This window comes from Faecalibacterium prausnitzii (assembly GCF_003287405.1).
GTDB classification, from domain to species: Bacteria; Bacillota; Clostridia; order Oscillospirales; family Ruminococcaceae; genus Faecalibacterium; species Faecalibacterium intestinale.
In genome coordinates this window covers 1-18467 of the sequence record NZ_PRLD01000010.1, presented here as the reverse complement: position 1 = coordinate 18467, position 18467 = coordinate 1, and the positions used below count along the sequence as shown (strand labels likewise).

At 52.2% G+C, this 18467-nt stretch carries 17 protein-coding genes; 6 read left to right on the top strand and 11 right to left on the bottom strand.

Going from position 1 to position 18467, the window contains the following annotated elements:
* Nucleotides 1–52: 52 nt before the first annotated feature.
* Entirely contained in the window at nt 53–1294 is a 1242-nt protein-coding gene (locus C4N24_RS10335) for a four-carbon acid sugar kinase family protein (RefSeq protein ID WP_112091346.1), read from the bottom strand.
* A gap of 217 nt (nt 1295–1511) precedes the next feature.
* Here C4N24_RS10335 and C4N24_RS10330 point away from each other — a divergent pair, with 217 nt between their 5' ends.
* The 4 genes from C4N24_RS10330 to C4N24_RS10315 all read left to right on the top strand — a co-directional run bounded on the left by C4N24_RS10330 (nt 1512) and on the right by C4N24_RS10315 (nt 7751).
* A complete protein-coding gene (locus tag C4N24_RS10330) occupies nt 1512–3326 on the top strand; it encodes a sigma-54-dependent transcriptional regulator (RefSeq protein WP_112091345.1) in 1815 nt (604 codons plus the stop codon).
* Between the two features lie 83 nt (nt 3327–3409).
* Complete coding sequence (locus C4N24_RS10325) at nt 3410–4150, top strand: FadR/GntR family transcriptional regulator (protein WP_112091344.1); 741 nt, start codon at nt 3410–3412, stop codon at nt 4148–4150.
* 364 nt (nt 4151–4514) lie between these two features.
* Complete coding sequence (gene ilvD, locus C4N24_RS10320; RefSeq protein ID WP_431733134.1) at nt 4515–6296, top strand: dihydroxy-acid dehydratase; 1782 nt, start codon at nt 4515–4517, stop codon at nt 6294–6296.
* Nucleotides 6297–6395: 99 nt separating this feature from the next.
* Nucleotides 6396–7751 (top strand): GntP family permease, encoded by a 1356-nt coding sequence (locus tag C4N24_RS10315; RefSeq protein WP_112091342.1) that lies wholly within the window; start codon nt 6396–6398, stop codon nt 7749–7751.
* 113 nt (nt 7752–7864) lie between these two features.
* On the opposite strand, the gene C4N24_RS10310 is transcribed toward C4N24_RS10315, so the two are convergent.
* The 10 genes from C4N24_RS10310 to C4N24_RS10270 form a co-directional block, all read right to left on the bottom strand.
* Nucleotides 7865–9094 carry a glycerate kinase type-2 family protein gene (locus C4N24_RS10310; protein ID WP_112091341.1) on the bottom strand — a complete coding sequence of 410 codons (1230 nt, stop codon included), beginning with the start codon at nt 9092–9094 and terminating at the stop codon, nt 7865–7867.
* Nucleotides 9095–9297: 203 nt separating this feature from the next.
* On the bottom strand, nt 9298–10890 hold the full coding sequence (locus C4N24_RS10305; protein WP_242983243.1) for a recombinase family protein: 1593 nt from the start codon (nt 10888–10890) through the stop codon (nt 9298–9300).
* Nucleotides 10891–11088: 198 nt separating this feature from the next.
* On the bottom strand, nt 11089–11826 hold the full coding sequence (locus C4N24_RS15675; protein ID WP_223387800.1) for a DUF3658 domain-containing protein: 738 nt from the start codon (nt 11824–11826) through the stop codon (nt 11089–11091).
* Between the two features lie 12 nt (nt 11827–11838).
* Nucleotides 11839–12405 (bottom strand): hypothetical protein, encoded by a 567-nt coding sequence (locus C4N24_RS10295; protein WP_005934531.1) that lies wholly within the window; start codon nt 12403–12405, stop codon nt 11839–11841.
* 202 nt (nt 12406–12607) lie between these two features.
* Nucleotides 12608–12889: a hypothetical protein gene (locus tag C4N24_RS10290; protein WP_005943373.1), complete on the bottom strand. Its 282-nt coding sequence runs from the start codon at nt 12887–12889 to the stop codon at nt 12608–12610.
* Between the two features lie 2 nt (nt 12890–12891).
* Nucleotides 12892–13656 (bottom strand): hypothetical protein, encoded by a 765-nt coding sequence (locus C4N24_RS10285; RefSeq protein ID WP_005934532.1) that lies wholly within the window; start codon nt 13654–13656, stop codon nt 12892–12894.
* Between the two features lie 47 nt (nt 13657–13703).
* Complete coding sequence (locus C4N24_RS10280; protein ID WP_081027705.1) at nt 13704–13850, bottom strand: cyclic lactone autoinducer peptide; 147 nt, start codon at nt 13848–13850, stop codon at nt 13704–13706.
* A 13-nt stretch (nt 13851–13863) separates the two neighbouring features.
* Nucleotides 13864–14334 (bottom strand): DUF5626 family protein, encoded by a 471-nt coding sequence (locus C4N24_RS10275; RefSeq protein WP_112091340.1) that lies wholly within the window; start codon nt 14332–14334, stop codon nt 13864–13866.
* Between the two features lie 331 nt (nt 14335–14665).
* On the bottom strand, nt 14666–14836 hold the full coding sequence (locus C4N24_RS15365; protein WP_005924488.1) for a hypothetical protein: 171 nt from the start codon (nt 14834–14836) through the stop codon (nt 14666–14668).
* Nucleotides 14837–14848: 12 nt separating this feature from the next.
* The gene (locus C4N24_RS10270) at nt 14849–15436 is read right to left on the bottom strand and encodes an accessory gene regulator B family protein (protein ID WP_005924490.1); all 588 of its coding nucleotides are present in this window, start codon (nt 15434–15436) and stop codon (nt 14849–14851) included.
* Between the two features lie 179 nt (nt 15437–15615).
* Here C4N24_RS10270 and C4N24_RS10265 point away from each other — a divergent pair, with 179 nt between their 5' ends.
* Together C4N24_RS10265 and C4N24_RS10260 are read left to right on the top strand one after the other, a co-directional pair.
* Entirely contained in the window at nt 15616–16314 is a 699-nt protein-coding gene (locus tag C4N24_RS10265) for a LytR/AlgR family response regulator transcription factor (protein ID WP_005924492.1), read from the top strand.
* Nucleotides 16311–17579 carry a GHKL domain-containing protein gene (locus C4N24_RS10260; RefSeq protein ID WP_097791218.1) on the top strand — a complete coding sequence of 423 codons (1269 nt, stop codon included), beginning with the start codon at nt 16311–16313 and terminating at the stop codon, nt 17577–17579. Before C4N24_RS10265 ends, C4N24_RS10260 begins: the two co-directional genes overlap by 4 nt.
* Nucleotides 17580–18467: the final 888 nt, after the last annotated feature.

Below are 18467 nucleotides of genomic sequence, written 5' to 3'. Positions count from 1 at the left end.
TTCTGTTACATTTATCTTCCGTTCCAGCCGCAAAGGGCTGCTGCTTCCATTCTCAATGCTTTGCAATGCGGTCTGCCAGCTCCACCAGCAGATCCTCCTGCCCAAAGCCGCCGGACTTGGTGATCACGTAGCGGGTGCGTCCCTGATAGGTGAACCGCGCCAGCACGATACCGCTTTCCAGCTCGCATACCGGCTCCAGCTCCCGTGCGCCCACGCTGTTCATGCATTGCAGCAGGGTGTCGCCGCCGGTGAGCAGCAAAGTACCCAGATGCTCGCTGCCGAACAGCGCCCCGAACATCTGCCCGACGCTGCCGGAAATGCCCACCCGCAGACCGTCCAAGTCGATGCCGCGGGCGGCGGCATAGTCGGCGGTGAGCTGGTTGCCCCCGGCATCGTTGGTCTCGATGATGCAGTGGGGGTTTGCTGCCAGCATCTGTTCGATTTCTGCCAGCGCAGCCTTGCCGTCGGCGCTTACCCAGTAGCCGGGCTCCAGCTTTTGCCGAGGGGTCAGCCGCAGGCGGGTAAAGCCTGCCTTTTCGGCGGTGTCCATCTGCCGCAGGGTGATGGGGTTCACGCTGCCGCAGAGCACCAGCAGCCGGGGATCCAGCTGCGGGGTCTCGACCACGCTGCCGTCCGAAAGCCCCAGCAGCTCCGGCAGAAAGGCGGCAAAGCCTGCGCAGCCTGCCAGCACCGGGGGCGTTCCATTCTGGAACAGCTGCTGTCCGGCGGCTTCAAGGTCTGCGGCGGTGGCGGCGTCATACACCAGAATGCCGGTCTTGTCCGCTGCCGTCTCGCCGGGCTGCAGGCTCTGTGCGGGGACATCGGTCTGCAAATGGATCAGCTTTGTCACCTCGGCGCAGCGCACCGGCTCGAAGGGGTCGATGCCGAAGGGGCTTTCGTTCACCGGCACGCCTTTGATGTAATGGACGCCCTTTTCGGTGGTGCGTCCGATCTGCGGGAAGGCCGGCAGAAAGGGTAAATTGCGTGCGCCGCTTGCCTTGAGCAGGGCGGCAAGCTCTGCGCCGATGTTGCCGCGCAGGGCAGAATCCGTCTTTTTATAGATGCAGCCCACGCCGTTTTCCACCGCGCTGCGGGTCAGCTCTTCAACAGCCTTGGCAGCCTTTGCGGCGGGCAGATGCCGCGTTTCGGTATCCACCACCAGCACGGTGCTGCTGCACGCGGAAAGGTCTGCCTGCCCCACCACGACCTGCGTGGGGATGCCGTGTGCCGCAAGCTGTACGCCGGTATCCAGCGCACCAGTAAAATCATCTGCAATCATCAGCAGGCGAAGCATTCGTTCGTGCCCCCTCACTTGTTTTTGTGCTTTCATTATGCCGTATCCGGCAGGGGATTGCACCCCGCGCAAGGGGCAAAAGCGTTTCATTTTAGCACGTTTTCAATTTTCTTTCCGTTTCAAGTGTAAAAACGTTCTATTTTGAAACCACTTTCTGTTTTCTTTTTGAACTACACCGAGTATAATAGTTTCAAAGAGAAACATGGAGGGACGTTTTATGGTCGAAACTCACACCCGCATTCTGGGCATTGCCCCCTACGACGGAATGCGCACCGCCATGGAGCAGGCGGCGCAGGCCTACCCCAACGTTGAGCTGGAGGTGTACACCGGCGATCTGGAAGAGGGACAGGCCATCGTGCAGAGCATGACGCCCAACAGCTACGACTGCATCATCTCCCGCGGCGGCACCGCCACCCTGATCCGGCAGGTGACCGATCTGCCGGTGGTGGATATCCATATCTCGGTGTACGATGTGCTGCGCACCATGAAACTGGCAGAGAACTACACCAGCCTGTACGCCATCGTGGGCTTTCCCAGCATCACCGAGCCCGCCCACACCCTTTGCAGCCTGCTGAACTTTGATCTGGACATCCTCACCGTCCGCAGCGCCGAGGAGGTGCGCCACACCTTGGAGCGGCTCAAGCAGGGCGGCTACCGGATGGTGGTCTGTGATATGGTCACCCACACCATTGCCCGGGAGATGGGCTTTGACGCCTTTCTCATCACCTCCGGCATCGAAAGCCTGCACAGCGCCATCGATCAGGCGGTGAACATCAGCACATGGTTCGGCCAGCTGCGGCAGGAGAACCTGTTTTTGCGCAGCATCACGCAGGAGCAGGGCGGCAGGGTCGTGGTGATGGAGCCGGACGGCAGCCTGTTCTATAATAATATGAAGGACATCTCCCCGGAGCTGCACCGCTGTTTGCAGACCCATCTGCGGGAGATCCCCACCACGGGCAGCTTAAAGTTCTATTACACCGAGCGCAGCCAGCTGTACAGCATCACAGCACAGGTGCTGCTGATGAACAACGTGCAGCGGTACCTGTTCTACTGCGTGCCCTCCCGCATCCCGCTGCATTCCAGCCGCCCGGGGCTGCGGTCGCTGAACCAAGGCGAGTGCGAGTATCTTTTCTCCAACAGCTTTTACAGCCTGAGCGGTGCCATGGGCACGCAGGACGCCGAGATCAACGCCCTTGCTGCCGTGCGTCAGCCCCTATTCATCTGCGGCGAGCCGGGCACCGGCAAGGAGCAGATCGCCCGCTACCTCTACCTGCACAGCGCACTGGTGAACCGCCCCCTCGTGGTGGCAAACTGCGCCATGATGAACGATAAATCATGGGATTTTCTGCTCAACCACTATAACTCGCCCCTGAACGCCAACGGCAACACGGTCTACTTCCAGAACTTTGAAGCCATCCCGGAGCAGTGGAGCACCGAGCTGCTGGCTGCTATCGAGGAGACCGGCCTTGCCCGCCGGGTGCGGCTGCTGTTCTCCCGCTCGGTGCGGCCGGAGGAACCGGTCTCCCCGGTCACCCGCCGGTTCATCGAGCGGCTGGGCGCACTGACGCTGGAGCTGCCCCCGCTGCGCAGCCGGTCGGACGAGATCCCGTCCCTTTCCAGTTTGTACCTGAACAGCCTGAATCTGGAGCTGGGCAAGCAGCTCTCCGGTTTTGAGCCCCGCGCCATCGAGATGCTGCGGCAGTACCCGTGGCCGAACAACTACACCCAGTTCAAAAACCTTCTGCGCTCCCTTGCCACCCTGACGAACGGCCCCTACATCCGCAGCAGCAGCGTGGCAGACCTGCTCTCCAAGGAGCGCAGCCTGCGCAGCGCCCCGGCGGCGCACCCGGCGGCGGTGATCAGCACCGACACCTCCCGCACGCTGGAAAGCATCATCGGCGAGGTGGTGCAGCAGACGGTAGCCGCCCACGGCGGCAACCGCGCCGCCGCCGCCCGGCAGCTGGGCATCAGCCGCACCACCCTGTGGCGGTATCTGGGCAAGCTGGAAAACGGCGAGCCAGACCAGACATGATTTGTGTGTGCGCCGTTTGTTGACAAAACGCGCGCCGCACCGTATACTTCAGAAAAAAGCCGCAGGCGCAAAGGGGTACTGCTATGAGCGAATTTTCACACCTGAAAAACAAGCTGCTGGCCGAGCAGGTGGAGGATCAGATCTACCATTATATTCTGGACGAAGCGCTGGAGCCGGGCGCAAAGCTGCCCAACGAGTTTGCGCTGGGCGAAAAGTTCCGGGTAGGACGCAGCACCATCCGCGAAGCGGTGAAGCTGCTGTCCAGCAAGGGCATCGTGGAGGTGCGGCAAGGCTCCGGCACCTATGTGGTGACCACGGTGAAGGGGCTTTCCGACCCGCTGAACCTGCGCAGCGTGCAGGATAAAAACGTACTGGCCTTTGATCTGGTAAACGTCCGTCTGCTGCTGGAGCCGGGCATTGCGGAGATGGCGGCGCAGAACGCCACCCCGGAGGACATCGAGCGGCTGCGGCGGCTCTGCGAGCGGGTGGAGACCAAGATCCACGCGGGCGACCGCTACATCGAGGACGACATTGCCTTCCACACCTGCATCGCCGAGAGCAGCAAGAATCTGGTGGTGGGGCAGCTGATCCCGGTCATCGACACGGCGGTGATGATGTTCGTGAACGTCACCCACAAAAAGCTGATCGATGAGACCATCATGACCCACCGCATGATCACCGAAGCCATTGCCAACCACGACCCCATCGGCGCAAAAGCTGCCATGGTGATGCACCTGAACTTCAACCGCAGCTACATCAAAAAGGTCTACGATGGCGAGGACCCGGATGATGGCACCATCGGCATGGCGGCGTATATCAATTGAAAAGAAAAATATTTTTTAATGGAGTAATGCCGGAGCGTCTGCGGACGCTCCGGCATTGCATTTTCACGGGTGGAGTTTTTTAGAGGGCGAGGGCACTGACTATGTGCTGCGCCCTCTTTTTTCAAAATCATCAGACGACTTTTTTCCGTCTTTTTTCTCAAAAGCCGCTTTGACGGCTGATTTTGGGCAAAATTCGCTCAGATTTGGGCAGAGTGCATGATGTATCCCAGAGTTTTTGCACAAATAGTAGGACATACCCGTGACAACTTGCAAAAAGACGTCTGCGGTTTTACAATAAAATCACAAAAGGTCCCGCAGAAAAAAGGACGAAAGCAAGCAGTATTTGGAGGTAATGAATATGGAGTTGCGTTCACAGGAAGTCCGCACATTAGCACCTGAGAATGACCCGCTGAAGATGGGTATGGGCTGGAAGGTCGAGGATCTTTCCAAGCCCCAGATCATGGTGGAAAGCACCTTCGGCGACAGCCACCCCGGCAGCGCCCATCTGGATCAGTTCGTCAAGGAAGCCGTGCAGGCGGTCAACGACAACGGCGGCAAGGCTGCCCGCTATTTTGCCACTGATATGTGCGACGGCATCGCACAGGGTCATGACGGCATCAACTACTCTCTGCCCCATCGTGACGCCATCGTGAATCTGGTGGAAGCACAGGCAAACGCCAGCGTCTACGACGGCGGCGTGTTCATCGCCAGCTGCGACAAGTCCGTGCCCGCCATGCTGATGAGCATCGGTCGTTTGAAGGACATGAGCGCCATCGTGGTCACCGGCGGCGTCATGGAAGCCCACACCCTGCCCAAGGAGTATGTGGTCAACGACCCCGCCTGCGCCATCAACGAGCTGCTGACGCTGGAGCAGATCGGCAAGTTTGACGCATGGGAAAAGACCGGCGTCATCCCCAACAGCCAGCTGGACTACTACAAGCACAACGCCTGCCCCAGCTGCGGTGCCTGCTCCTTTATGGGCACCGCCTCCACCATGCAGATCATGGCAGAAGCACTGGGTCTGATGCTGCCGGGCACCGCCCTGATGCCCGCCACCGCCCCGGAGCTGAAGCAGGCGGCCTACGATGCCGGCAAGCAGCTGATGGAGCTGGTCAAGAAGGGCATCACCGCCAAGGACATCGTGACCAAGAAGAGCTTTGAGAACGCCATCATGGTGCACGCCGCCATTTCTGGCTCCACCAACGCCACCATGCACCTGCCCGCCATCGCCCACGAGTTCGGCATTGAGATCGACGCCGACACCTTTGACCGGATGCACCGGGGAGCCCACTACCTGCTGAACATCCGTCCCTCCGGCGACTGGCCCGCACAGTACTTCTACTACGCAGGCGGCGTGCCCCGCGTGATGGAGGAGATCAAGTCCATGCTGCATCTGGACGTGATGACCGTCACCGGCAAGACGCTGGGCGAGAATCTGGAAGAGCTGAAGAAGAACGGCTTCTACCAGCACTGCGATGCCATTCTGGCAGAAAAGACCGCCGGCTTTGCCCGCCCGGTCAGCCGCGAGGACATCATCCACAGCTTTGATAACGCCAAGGGCACCGACGGCAGCATCGCCATCCTGAAGGGCAACCTTGCCCCGGAAGGCTGCGTCATCAAGCACACCGCCTGCCCGAAGAATATGTTTGAAGCCACCCTGCGCGCCAAGCCCTACGACAGCGAGGAGGAGTGCATCTCCGCTGTGCTGCACGGCGAGGTGAAGCCCGGTGACGCCATCTTTATCCGGTACGAGGGCCCCCGCGGCAGCGGTATGCCCGAGATGTTCTACACCGGCGAGGCCATCTGCGCCGACCCGAAGCTGGCTTCCAGCGTAGCGCTGATCACCGACGGCCGCTTCTCCGGTGCAAGCCGCGGCCCGGTCATCGGTCATGTCAGCCCGGAGGCTGCGGTGGGCGGCCCCATCGCACTGGTGGAGCCGGACGACCTGATCCAGATTGACGTACACAACCGCAAGCTGGCCATCGTAGGCGTGAAGGGCGAGCCCAAGACCCCCGAAGAGATGGACGCCATCCTTGCCGAGCGCCGCGCCAACTGGAAGCCCAAGGCTCCCAAGTACACCAAGGGTCTGCTGAAGCTCTACTCTCAGCACGCCGTCAGCCCCATGAAGGGCGCATACATGGAGTAAAACGCCCCTCGTAAACAACAAGCAGTAAACCGCCTGGCGGGTTTTGCCGGACGGCTTGGATAAGTGTAACCAAAAAATCATGAAACGGAGGAAATTTCTATGACAGCAGTTGCAACGCCCGATGCGGCACGGCTGGTATTTGCTGCCGTGGCAGGTCTGATCCTATTGCTCGTTCTCATCATCAAGTTCAAGGTCCACGCCATGATCTCCATCCTGATCGGTGCGGTGGGCATCGGCCTGATGGCCGGTATGCCCCTGTCCGACATCATCGGCTCGGTGAACGAGGGCATCGGCAATACCTTAAAGGGCATCGCCCTTCTGGTAGGTCTGGGCTCCATGTTCGGCGCCATTCTGGAAGAATCCGGCGGCGCACAGACCTTGGCTGTGACCATGGTGCGGAAGTTCGGTGACGAAAAGGCCGCGTGGGCACTGGGCATCACGGGTCTGGTGGTGGCCATGCCGGTGTTCTTTGACGCCGGTCTGATCATCCTCATCCCGCTGGCCTTCTCTCTGGCAAAGCGCACCAAGCGCTCTGTACTGTACTACGTCATCCCCCTGCTGGCAGGTCTGGCGGTCGGCCACGCCTTCATCCCGCCCACGCCGGGCCCTGTGCTGGTGGCTACCATGCTGGGCGTTGACCTTGGCTGGGTCATCCTCATCGGCATCTTCTGCGGCATCTTTGCCATGATCGCCGCCGGTCCCATCTGGGGCAGCATCTGCGGCAAAAAGTACATGGTCGAAGTCCCCGAGCACATTGCACAGCAGGCAGACATTGACGAGAGCAAGCTGCCCAAGTTTGGCACCATCGTGGGCATCATCATGATCCCACTGCTGCTCATCATCGCAAACTCCGTGGCAAAGGTGGTGCCCGCACTGGCAGGCATCCAGCCCGTTCTAGCCTTCCTCGGCGAGCCCTTCATGGCTCTGCTGCTGGCTACCATCGCTGCTATGTACCTGCTGGGCACCCGCCACGGCTATAACAACGCCCAGCTGGAAAAGATCATGACCAAGTCTCTGGAGCCCACCGGTATGATCCTGCTGGTCACTGCCTGCGGCGGCGTGCTGCGCTATATGCTGCAGAACTCCGGTCTGGGCGATGTCATCGGCAACGCCGTGGCAAACGCCAGCCTGCCGCTGGTGCTGGTGGCCTTCATCGTGGCTGCTCTGGTGCGTATCTCGGTGGGTTCCGCTACCGTGGCTATGACCATGGCAGCCGGCATCATCTCCGCCATGCCCGGCCTCAGCGAGCTGAGCCCGCTGTACCTCGCCTGTGTCACCGCTGCCATTGCAGGCGGCTCCACCGTCTGCTCCCACTTCAACGACTCCGGCTTCTGGCTGGTGAAGAGCCTTGTGGGCATGGACGAAAAGACCACCCTCAAGACCTGGACCATCATGGAAACGCTGGTCGGCGGCGTGGGCTTCCTGGTAGCACTTGTTATTTCCTTCTTTGCCTGAGCGCCTGTCCGGGGCCTGCACCCCGGGATAAGCGTTGGGAGATCCTTATTCATTTACCTCGTTACCTCCTTAAAAAAGCCGCTCCGGGTGTGCCCGGAGCGGCTTTTTCTGCGTCAGACCAGTACCACGGCAACATCGTTGACATTGGTGCCGGTGGCCCCTGTGAGGATCAGCCCTTCCACTGCCTGCAAGGCGTGGTAGGCATCGTTGTTTTGCAAAGCGTCAAAAACATTCCAGCCCGCTGCAGCCAGTGCGGCGGCGGTGTCGCCGTCCACATAGCCGCCTGCGGCATCAGTAGGGCCGTCGGTGCCGTCACTGCCCACCGAGAACACACAGCAGTGTTCCAGCCCCGCAAGGGCAGGGGCAGCGGCAAGCGCAAGCTCCTGATTTCGCCCGCCCAGCCCTTTGCCGGTCAGGTGCACCACCGTTTCCCCGCCTGCGATAAAAGCCAGCCTTTTGCCCTGTCCCGCATGGGTGCGGACAATGGAGCCAAGAAAGCTGCCCGCCTCCCGGGCTTCGCAGCAGAGCCGGTCGGTAAGGATGACCGGCTCATACCCCAGCTTCCGGCAGGCATCGGCGGCGGCAGTACACAGTTCCCGCACACTGCCGGTGATCCGGGTGGTCACGTTGTCAAGGGCTTTCGGCGTTTCCTGCGCCAGCAGCGTCCTTGCCTGCTTAGACAGGTTCAGCCGATATTTTTCCGCAATGGCAAGCGCCTGTGCGCAGGTGGAGGAGTCCGGCGCTGCCGGGCCGCTGGCGATCATATCCAGCGGGTCGCCCAGAATATCGCTGAGCACGATGCTGAACACCCTTGCGGGAGCGCAGTGCTGCGCGAACCGCCCGCCCTTGACTGCGGACAGCCGTTTGCGGATGGTGTTCATCTCTACAATGTCGGCTCCGCAGGCAAGCAGCTGATTTGTGATGTCCTGCAGCTCTGCGCCGGAGACGAGAGGTTTTTCAAACAGGGCGCTGCCGCCGCCGGAAAGCAGAAACAGCACCGTGTCCTTTGCGGTCAGCCCCCGTACCAGCGCTAAAGCTTTTTCGGTGGCTGCAAAGCTGTTGGCATCCGGCACCGGATGCCCAGCCTCGCAGCAATTTACGCCGGGGATCCCGCCCTTCACATGGCCGTACTTTGTCACCACCACGCCGCCGTCCACGCGCCCCAGTGCCTGCACGGCGGCATGAGCCATCTGCCATGCCGCTTTGCCCGCCGCCACCAGCAGCACTCTGCCGCCCTTTGGCTGAAAGGCTTCCAGCGCACGGCGCACAGCTTCGTCTGGAAGCACCGCCTGAATGCTGGAACGGACAATTGCATCGGCGTCCCGCCGCAATGTGGTATTCATGAAACAGACCTCCCTATACGATCGGCAGATGCTGCCTGCGCGATAGATTTTAGCAGAAAAATTATAGCACAATGCAAAATCCACTTGCAAGCATCCAGACCATGCAGAAACCGTGCACCCATGGCTTACAAAACAAAAAAGCCATGAAATCTTTCGATTCACAGCTTCCACGTTAGACATTCCTAGCCGTTGGGACCCGCGGGCTAAGCAAAGCCGCACTGTGGCTTTGCTTGCGGCGCTGTGCGCCGCCGCCCTGTTCGAGCCCTTCCATCGTGCAGACAAAAAGAAAAACCAGAACACCAATGTGTTCTGGTTTTTCTTGGTGCAGTAAAGCAATCCAAATCCGAACCATTTTCCTTTGATGCGGCTTGGGCCGCTTCCTCAAACGTGATGGTCTGTGTACCTTCTTTATAGTTAAAGGTTATCAAAACCTTATCATCGTACAGATAAATCGAATTGATGAACGTATCCACCAACGCTTGCCTCTGGTCTTTCAGGCTCATGTCCAGTTTACGGAAGCGCATCAGCCAGAAACGGATAAATTCCTCTTTGATTTTTGGCTTTGCCAGCTTTTCTTCCGCAATGCGGGCTTCAAGCTCACGCTTGGTTTCTTCGAGCTGTTCCAACCGTTCCTTGGTGGAACTGGTGAGGATTCCGGCTTGAATTGCGTTGAGCATATTCTGGATACCCGATTCTGCATCCCGGAGCTGTTTCTCATAGAGAGGAAGGTTGGTGTTCTCTCGGTCTTGCAGCTCCATGACCTTGGCGATAATGGATTCCATGGCGGCATCGTCCCGGACAAGCTGCATGGTCTGGTTCACCACCAGATCTTCCAGCCACTGTTTGCGGACAGTTTTCTTCTTGCAGCCCTTCTTCTTTTTGGCCGTGGCACATTTATAGTAGCGGTGGACTTCTCCCGTCCGGCTTGTGCCGCTTTCGCCAAACATCAGCGCACCGCAGCAACCACAGTGCAGCTTGGTTGTCAGCAGGTAATCGTCCTCTGCCTTTCTTCGGGCAGGGGCTTTCTTGTTTTTGGCAATCTTTTCCTGCACATCATCGAACAGTTCCAGCGGCACGATGGGCGGAATCGCATCCGGCACGACCACATCCCGGAATTTCAGTTCTCCGATATAACGCCGGTTTTTGAGCATGTGCTCCACGCTGTTGTAAGTAAATTCGCCTCCGACCGGGTTCTTGATGCCGTTTTCATTCAGCCAGTCCCGAATCTCTTTCATCGTGAGGCCATCCCGATACTTCGTGAACGATTCCAGCACGAAAGGGGAGGCAAGCGGGTCGATGTGAAATTTCCGCTCGGAATCCAGCGTATATCCAAACGTTCCACGACCACCGTTGCAGCGGCCTTTCAGGATGTTCTCTGTCTGTCCACGGACAACCTTTTCGGCAAGGTCGGCAGAGTAGTATTCTGCATAGCCCTCCAGAACCGATTCCAGAATGATACCCTCTGGCCCCTCGGAGATGATCTCCGTAGCCGACATGAGCTTGACACCGTTCTTCTTCAGCTGGGTCTTATACCGGGCACTGTCGTAGCGATTCCGGGCAAAGCGGTCAAGTTTCCAGACCAGAACAATATCAAACAGCTTCTTGTCGCTGTCCTTTATCATCTGTTGGAATTGAGGGCGATTATCCGTCTTGGCAGAGATGGCGCGGTCAATGTAGTGCTTGACGATAGTGATGTCATTCTTTTCGGCATAGGCCGTGCATTCACGAATCTGGCCTTCGATGGATTCTTCGCGCTGGTTATCACTGGAATAGCGGGCGTAGATCACAGCGGTCATGGCAAGCACCTCTCTTTACACGTCATTGAACGGTGGAGCGTTCTTTCAAAGCACTGTTTCGTATAATGTATATACCATGTTTTGATGGAGAAATCAAGACTTTTTATTATCTTCAGTTTTTCTTTTTGAACAATTGACCCAACAGCCACCCCTCTCGTTGAAATGAGGTGACTGTTGGGCCGACTTGCTCGGATTCCTTTATTCTTCGTTTAGCTGGACGATGGTATTATAAAAGATTTTGTTTGGAATAACGACTTGAAGAACACCCTTTTTCAAAAGTGCTTCTATGCGTTTCATGACATACCAGTCACTTACCGGAGCAGAAATCGCTTTTAATACGTCTGCGGTAAGTTCACCAACCGAAATAGGAATTCTCGATACTAAACTAATAATTCTCTGGTCGAAATAATCTATGTTAACGCTTTTAACATCGTTCGCATGCCAAATACGCATGGAGGTGTTTTCGTTTAATAGCTTTCCCCATCTTTTGGCATACTCAGTAATAGTTTCTTCCGTCAAATACTTTTGTGAGATCTTATCGGTTTTCCCTTCCATAAATTCTTTCAGACCTTCTCTGGATGCAAGCAAAATTCTATTTGTACCATACTTTGCTGCATAGTAACAAATATAATAAATGCCGCACCAACAATCGGCAGAACTCCTGACCCAAACACGCAGTGGCTTATGATTTATCATATCACATTGAACCGCATTCGCTGTACCATGATATTTCGACCACAGTTGTCTAGCTTCAATTTGGCTGTCAGGATAATATTCTGAAAGGCAATTCACGAATTGTTTGCAACGATATTCTGAATCGCAAGCATATTGAAGTTCTCCCATTGATAACATAAACGGAAACAACTTTACACTTTCGACGATGCCTAAAGCTGCTAACATATTGACATCACTGGGTTCAAAAACAATTTCATCCATAGCTGGTCAAAATCATAATTTCGGGATGGTAACTTGTGTAGTTGCACTCCAATAGATTGGTTTGCTTGAGCCAACCACTCCAAAATAACACCCAACGCTGCAATCAAGATAAGTTCCAACATCATAGAAGTCATATGTATAGGTTGTATTATATATACTTTGTTCTGGAACTAGTGCTGTCGTTGAAAATGGGCAGCTTCGTTCGATGTTATCGGAATAGCTCGTGTAGTAATCCGTTCCTGAAACATTTTTTATTAAATCCGGGCCAATACCGACGGTAGTTCCACTCATATAAAAGCCCAATCCATTGGCCTTTGTATAAAGAACTCTCCATGTTCCATCAATATACGATACAACTCTTGAGCCGTCTGTATTAGAAACAGGAATGCGCATTGGAACCTCGGCCAAAACATAAAATCCGAGATTCTCTTGTTCTTGCACAGAAAGATTGAGAAGTTCTTCTATCGAATAATCATCGATCTTTCTCTTATTTCCAGTTGCAAATGCTGGCTGAATGGTCAGGAGAAATAAAACCGTGACCAATAGAATGGAAATCAGCCGTTTGATTTTGTTAGTCATAGTATACTGCCTCCTAATTTATTTTTTTCTTCACTCAATACACTAAAGCTCCATTGGAATCACCTTCATTAAATTTTCCCCTTCAGGTGTATACTCCTCGGCAAATAAATGTGAACCATACAAATGCTGAAACTACTAGAATACTGCTGGAATAGAAAATATTGTGACCTTACACTGCTTTGGGTGATTACTTTGCTTTCCTTCATTGAATAGCTAGAACAACAGCTACTATCAAGAACAAAGTTGAAAGCCCAAGCTGAACCCATGCAATTTTTTCGTTTTCGGCATTGTTACAGCCTTTGGAGGATACTGCCACTTGGATATAATGCACTGCTACGATTCCATATGAGAAAAACAAAGAAGCCCAAGCATAAGGTACTGCGCTTTTATCTGTCAATCGGACAAGATTACTAGTCCATACTGAAATGCAGCCCCAAAGGGCAAAAGGAGCAATAAGAAAAAAGTTGCTTTTGCCTTTTTTCATTCTTAGCCTCCCACAGCTTGATGGTACGATTTTGTAGTATCCATAAGGTGTCCACCGGAATCATACGAATACAAAATATCATGATAGCAATGGGTATAGTAGCTATTATCATATGCGAAATGGACTTCATACAGCGATTGATTTATAACAACTTTCGATGGAGAAGTAGCTAGAACCACACTAACCAAAAAGGATCCAACCGTAACAGCAGTGCTTCCCGGCAAGTGCAACCCAGTAATTAAAAGGCTTGCTGCAGTTTCAACTCCACCAATCTCAATTTGCGCAATCGCCGTATTGTCAATTGTATAGCTGAGATTTGATACAAATATATGCTTATACTGTGATCCTGTAACATCACTTCCAACAGTGGCTCCCCTTGTTTGAGGCATAGATTTTGAAGTTGCTAATTTCAAAAAGACATCATAGCTTTGATTGGTCAATTTGCTTTTTTTCGTTTTTTGGGCTTTCGTATAGACAAGTTCACCTGTACCATCTTCTTTAACGCTCCGGTTCAAGGTAACATTTTGTCCATCAATATCAGTAAAGCGAGTTACTTCAATGATCGTATTTTTATCTATTTTGTAGGACACTTGCACAGTTCTTGCAACAGTAGCCACCAAATTTTCACGGTCGCTTTTAGAAATAATTTTTGTTTTACTGATTGCACTGTCTGCAAAAGCCGTTGTCATTGGCAAATTTTGTAAAGCGGCTACTGTTATGCCTAAACATAAAGTTTTCAAGAATTCTCTTCGAGATACATCTTTCATATTCTATCACCTCACATCGTTTTTGATATAATGTCTATCATATGAGTTTAGTTGCGATCAAGCGATTCAGGGACATCCGGCTGATACGCTGTAAAGCAGCAGGTGCTATTCACACTTAAGACTGCAATCGCCATTGCAAAAGCACATGTAATTTTACTCAGGAAAAAAATCAGTTTTTGTGAATTCTGTTTCATATTGTCCTCCACATTACATAGAATACGTTACATCGACTTCATTGTTTGTTCCGCGAGGAGTTCCCTTCAGCCAGCAAGTATGAGAAGCAATACCATTATAAGCGTTACTGGTAAAGGTGAGTTTTGCCGAACTGGAGTTATACGTCAAACTTGCATCACTATATGTGGAACCCAAAGTTGTAATCGAATAGTCCCATGCATTTGTGACTTTGTTATTCGTCACTGTCATATAAAAATATGCATGAATCACCACTCCCTTATACGAAACCTTCCAAGAATTCGACGATTTCGCTACACGAGAAATTGAATTGTCCACTGACTCGATAGTAATAGTTGCTGGATCACCATTACTGTCAACTACCGCAATTGCGAGCTTCTCGTTTGCCTTCAGTTGATCGAGATTGCTAAAAGTAACAACATTGTTCTTAACGGTAGCTTTCGGTGAATTCGATTCAGCGAAGGCAGACTGAACGCCAAACGACATTACAACCGCAATAAAGTCAAAACCACCGGCTAAGCCGGTGGCTTGAGTAAGCCCTAGAAGGGCATCCTACTGGCAAAGCCCCTCAAGGGGCCTCGAGCAAGCGTCTTTCATCTGCATTACCTGCCCTACCGCTCTAACGAGCTATGTTGCAAAGTGCATCTTCTAAGATAACAATTTCTTTGTCATCTCGCTTTGCTCGAATCTTATAGCTAAAGCATTTTCTACTCCACCAGCGGAGCTGGTGGTTGTCGCTCGCTTAAGCTACTCAAAGCAGACTCGCCGTAAGTTTTTTGATGAATTTTCTTGTACTCATGATCACATTTTCCTTTCCTTATTTTGATTTGATTGCTTTTACGACTAAATAAATGACCAGTATGCCGATGCAGAGCGAAATAATTGTCAATGCCTCTGCCGTTGCATTAAGGCAAGCACCAATAAAATAAACCAATACCAAAAATGCAACAAAAGCGATAAGAAGCAGCACCCATTTGTTTTTTTTCATGTTATCACCTCCCTATCTACAAAAGTTGGCATTAAATTTTTGTTGAACCAAAGGAATTGTTGAGAATACAATCAATACCCATTTGGAGAGATAGTAGCAAACTACATGACGTGTATACGGAAGCACATTAAAAATGGCAAGCAGGAAATCTATTGACGAAAGAACAGATGCGACCATCTTGTAACTTGACCGCTTCTTTTCACTTAAAGGCTTATTCTTTGCTTCGATAGGTGAGAGAAAGATAGAGATGCCCAAAAGAGCTACTGTTGTCAGGATACGGAAAAGGTGATTTGCTGCGATTGCCTTACTTAGCAAAATGCAGATAAGTGCCAGTCCGGAGAATGCCAAATAGCATCTGGTGTGCGATGTTGCATGGTATCCGCCAATGTAGATTCGCTGTGGGATAAACCCAATCAAAAATGAAAGTGCGTACCGCACATCACCACACACAACAGCGATTAAAACAACAAGCAGAACGCTCACAACAGATGATATGAGCAACTCGTACCCATAGACATACGCATCCGCCTTTGCTTCATCTATCACTTTTTGCTCGCAGAAAAGACGGACTGATTTTTGAGACAGCGTGCGTTCCCACATTGCAGTTGCGCCACCTTATCTTCTGATTTTTGCTTCACTGTATCATAAATTTCAGCAAAATCAAGAGGTTTGGCAAAACTGGTCGTTCTGGTGACAAAAGTGGTAGGTCAGGCTACTTGTAAGGAGCCTTTGCACAGTCTATAATAGTAGCAGGACATTATTTTGTGGAGGTTGTCGAAATGCTGAAGTACCACGTTGCAGTCTGCGATGATGAGAAATCAGACCTTGATGGCATTGTTCAAAGCGTCCAGCAGTACGATGTGCAAGGCTGCTTTGACATTGAAACTTACATGGATGGAAACGAACTTCTGAGCGAATTGCAAATGCAGAAGAAATCCTTTGATCTGCTTCTTCTCGATATCGAGATGCCATCCAACGGTTTTCAGCTGGCGCAGTCTTTGATTCAGATGGAGAAGCATCCTTTGGTGGTATTTGTCACGAAGCGGCATGAGTACGCTGTGCAGGGATATGGCATTGCATTCCGCTACCTTGTCAAACCTTTGGATCAGACGCTGTTCGCTGCGGCAATGGATGCCGTCCTTCAGGAACTGAACTCCAAACATTTCACGATCGAATACGATGGTGTTACCATGTCCTTGGAAACATCGGACATTTACTTTCTGGAAAGCCACGGACATAAAGTTCTGATTCACTGCAAGGAGCAAGACCTTACATTGCGAATGAGCATTCCTGAAGCCTTGGAGCAGCTTCCCAAACGGTGCTTTGTGTCACCACACAAAAGTTATCTCGTCAACATGGAACACATTGTTTACGCTACGGGAACCGCTGTTTTTCTTTCCAGCGGACATCAGCTGCCGATCAGCAGGAGGAAGCGTCAGGAGTTCAATCAGATCTTCAACGCTTATTTGGGAAGATGATGCTTTATTATTTCGTTGAGTTTGCAGGGAGCTTTGCCAACATTGCCCTGTTGCTGCTTTTTATCGGTCGGCTGTTTCCCAAAAAGGAGCCCGTCTCAAGGTGGTTCTATGCCTATGTTGCACTCTTGATTGCTGGGCAGTGTGCTTTGAGTTTATTCCCGGATTGGGTGACGCAGCGCACGATCTATCTTTTAGTTGGCGGATTTTTCCTTGCATTGCTGTTCTATGAGGTTCGACCGTGGCAGGCGGTTTTTGCAAGCGGAGCTTTCTTCACACTGATTGCTTTGGTGGAAGTGCTTGCAATGCTTCTGATTGGGCTGCGTATCCCGGATACCGACATTCTAATGCAGGCTGGGGCAGCACGGTTGGTCTATGTTGTTTTTTCAAACCTGATTCAAATTCCACTCGTAGTCCTGATCTCACATTTTTTCAGCCGAAAAGGAAATGCTCTGCGTATCCTATGGCTGCTGCCGATCATTGCGATTCAAATCGCAAGTATTGCTGTCTGTTATGTGGCACAGTATCATGCTGCGGATGAGTATTTCCCGGATTATATGGTCGGTCTTATGGCGGTGCTTCTCCTTATAAACATCCTGATCGTGTTCTATGTGGAAGCTCTCCGGGAAAATGAACTGGAAAAATTCAAAGTTAAGTTCAACGAACAGCAGTACAATCTTCAAATGGAATACTACCAGCAGCTCAAAGAACGCCAGGAAGAAGTCCGTTCTCTGCGGCATGATGTGAAGAAATACATCCTGGCGATGCAGGCAGTTGCAGAACACGGTGATACCGAAGAACTTCACAAGATTGCGCAGGCTGCCACGGATGTTTTCGAGCGTTCCACAAATATTTCTGCGGTCGGAAATCCTGTTGTTGATGCTCTTTTGAATTATTACTTACGAATTGCGGAAAGGAATAACATCAACGTCAAACTGGATGTGACGATTCCTGAAGTCCTGACGATCTCATCGTTGTCTTTGAGCATCATTATCGGAAACACATTTGACAATGCCATCGAAGCCTGTTGCGACCTGCCAGCGGAACAGAGAATCATTCATCTACAGCTGCGCAAGCAGTATCGAAGCCTCTTCTATCGGCTGGAAAACCCATACAGTGATACTTCTCGCGGAATCCGCATCGGAGAGTATCACGGTTACGGACTAAAAAATATAAATCGTATCGTTCAGGAGAACCATGGTGACTTCTATACGAAAAAGAAAGACGGTGTGTTTACCGTCCAAGTCCGCCTGAACTGCGAAAATTAAAACATTCTCCTAAAACATTGCTTTGCTTTTGCTTGTACTTTGTGTGTTTCATTCATCTGATGTATTCATTATCCTGAAGTGTTGACACACATCAATACTTATGTTATCATTCCCAACAAATCCACAGCGATTTCTGTAAAGAAACGATTCTGTGCGGTTTTATTTCCTGCGAAGATTTACCGCCCCGCAACACACCCGATCATTTTGCCGTCTGTTTCACCCGACAAAATCCTTCGCCTGTACTGCGTGGGCGGTATTTTCTTTTTGGGGAAGCCGTACCTTGAGAATTTCATGAGCCGTCCGAGCGTGATACCGGCTTTTCGGCCAACGCCGCTGCAAAACAGGGGCAGGAACTTCGTTCGGAGCAAACGGCGATCAACATACACGAGCAGCGGAACTCTCTACTTATTTTTGCGTCTTAACAATTCGGAAACAACTTTCGGAAATGCGTTTTGAGCGCAGCGGTGGAGAGCAAGAACCGTCCCGTGGCCACAAATTTTCAATTCTTGAAAATGTTGTGCTCCACCGGGACTTCACTTCTTCAATGCGTCTGCATTTCCGATGTGATCTTGTTGGGGCGTGCCTGCCCCAAACCCTGCTCATAGTTCGCGCCTGATGGCGCGAACAAACGGCGTGTCGTGCTTACATAACTTCACCGAGGAGTTATCGAACAGACAGGAGGTACAATGACCAAAACGAATGTTCAACCGATTCCTAGCAATTCCCAGCACCACGACACGCCGAACAACAAAACAAGAATAGAGTAGACCGTTCTTCTTTTACACATCCCTCAAATATTTTTTCTGAATCTGCTTGACGAATATTACGGTTAGTGATATATTTATTACAGTAACCGTAATAAGGAGGTCAAACCATGCGAGATAATAC

Bases quoted from the DNA above. Each gene is read 5' to 3' on its own strand.
- C4N24_RS10280 (WP_081027705.1), bottom strand. From the start codon at position 13,850: ATGAAACAGAATTCACAAAAACTGATTTTTTTCCTGAGTAAAATTACA.
- C4N24_RS10275 (WP_112091340.1), bottom strand. From the start codon at position 14,334: ATGTCGTTTGGCGTTCAGTCTGCCTTCGCTGAATCGAATTCACCGAAA.
- C4N24_RS10290 (WP_005943373.1), bottom strand. From the start codon at position 12,889: ATGAAAAAAGGCAAAAGCAACTTTTTTCTTATTGCTCCTTTTGCCCTT.
- C4N24_RS10285 (WP_005934532.1), bottom strand. From the start codon at position 13,656: ATGAAAGATGTATCTCGAAGAGAATTCTTGAAAACTTTATGTTTAGGC.
- C4N24_RS10305 (WP_242983243.1), bottom strand. From the start codon at position 10,890: ATGACCGCTGTGATCTACGCCCGCTATTCCAGTGATAACCAGCGCGAA.
- C4N24_RS15365 (WP_005924488.1), bottom strand. From the start codon at position 14,836: ATGAAAAAAAACAAATGGGTGCTGCTTCTTATCGCTTTTGTTGCATTT.
- C4N24_RS10270 (WP_005924490.1), bottom strand. From the start codon at position 15,436: ATGTGGGAACGCACGCTGTCTCAAAAATCAGTCCGTCTTTTCTGCGAG.
- C4N24_RS10325 (WP_112091344.1), top strand. From the start codon at position 3,410: ATGAGCGAATTTTCACACCTGAAAAACAAGCTGCTGGCCGAGCAGGTG.
- C4N24_RS10330 (WP_112091345.1), top strand. From the start codon at position 1,512: ATGGTCGAAACTCACACCCGCATTCTGGGCATTGCCCCCTACGACGGA.
- C4N24_RS10295 (WP_005934531.1), bottom strand. From the start codon at position 12,405: ATGACTAACAAAATCAAACGGCTGATTTCCATTCTATTGGTCACGGTT.
- C4N24_RS10265 (WP_005924492.1), top strand. From the start codon at position 15,616: ATGCTGAAGTACCACGTTGCAGTCTGCGATGATGAGAAATCAGACCTT.
- C4N24_RS10335 (WP_112091346.1), bottom strand. From the start codon at position 1,294: ATGCTTCGCCTGCTGATGATTGCAGATGATTTTACTGGTGCGCTGGAT.
- C4N24_RS15675 (WP_223387800.1), bottom strand. From the start codon at position 11,826: ATGGATGAAATTGTTTTTGAACCCAGTGATGTCAATATGTTAGCAGCT.
- C4N24_RS10310 (WP_112091341.1), bottom strand. From the start codon at position 9,094: ATGAATACCACATTGCGGCGGGACGCCGATGCAATTGTCCGTTCCAGC.
- C4N24_RS10315 (WP_112091342.1), top strand. From the start codon at position 6,396: ATGACAGCAGTTGCAACGCCCGATGCGGCACGGCTGGTATTTGCTGCC.
- C4N24_RS10260 (WP_097791218.1), top strand. From the start codon at position 16,311: ATGATGCTTTATTATTTCGTTGAGTTTGCAGGGAGCTTTGCCAACATT.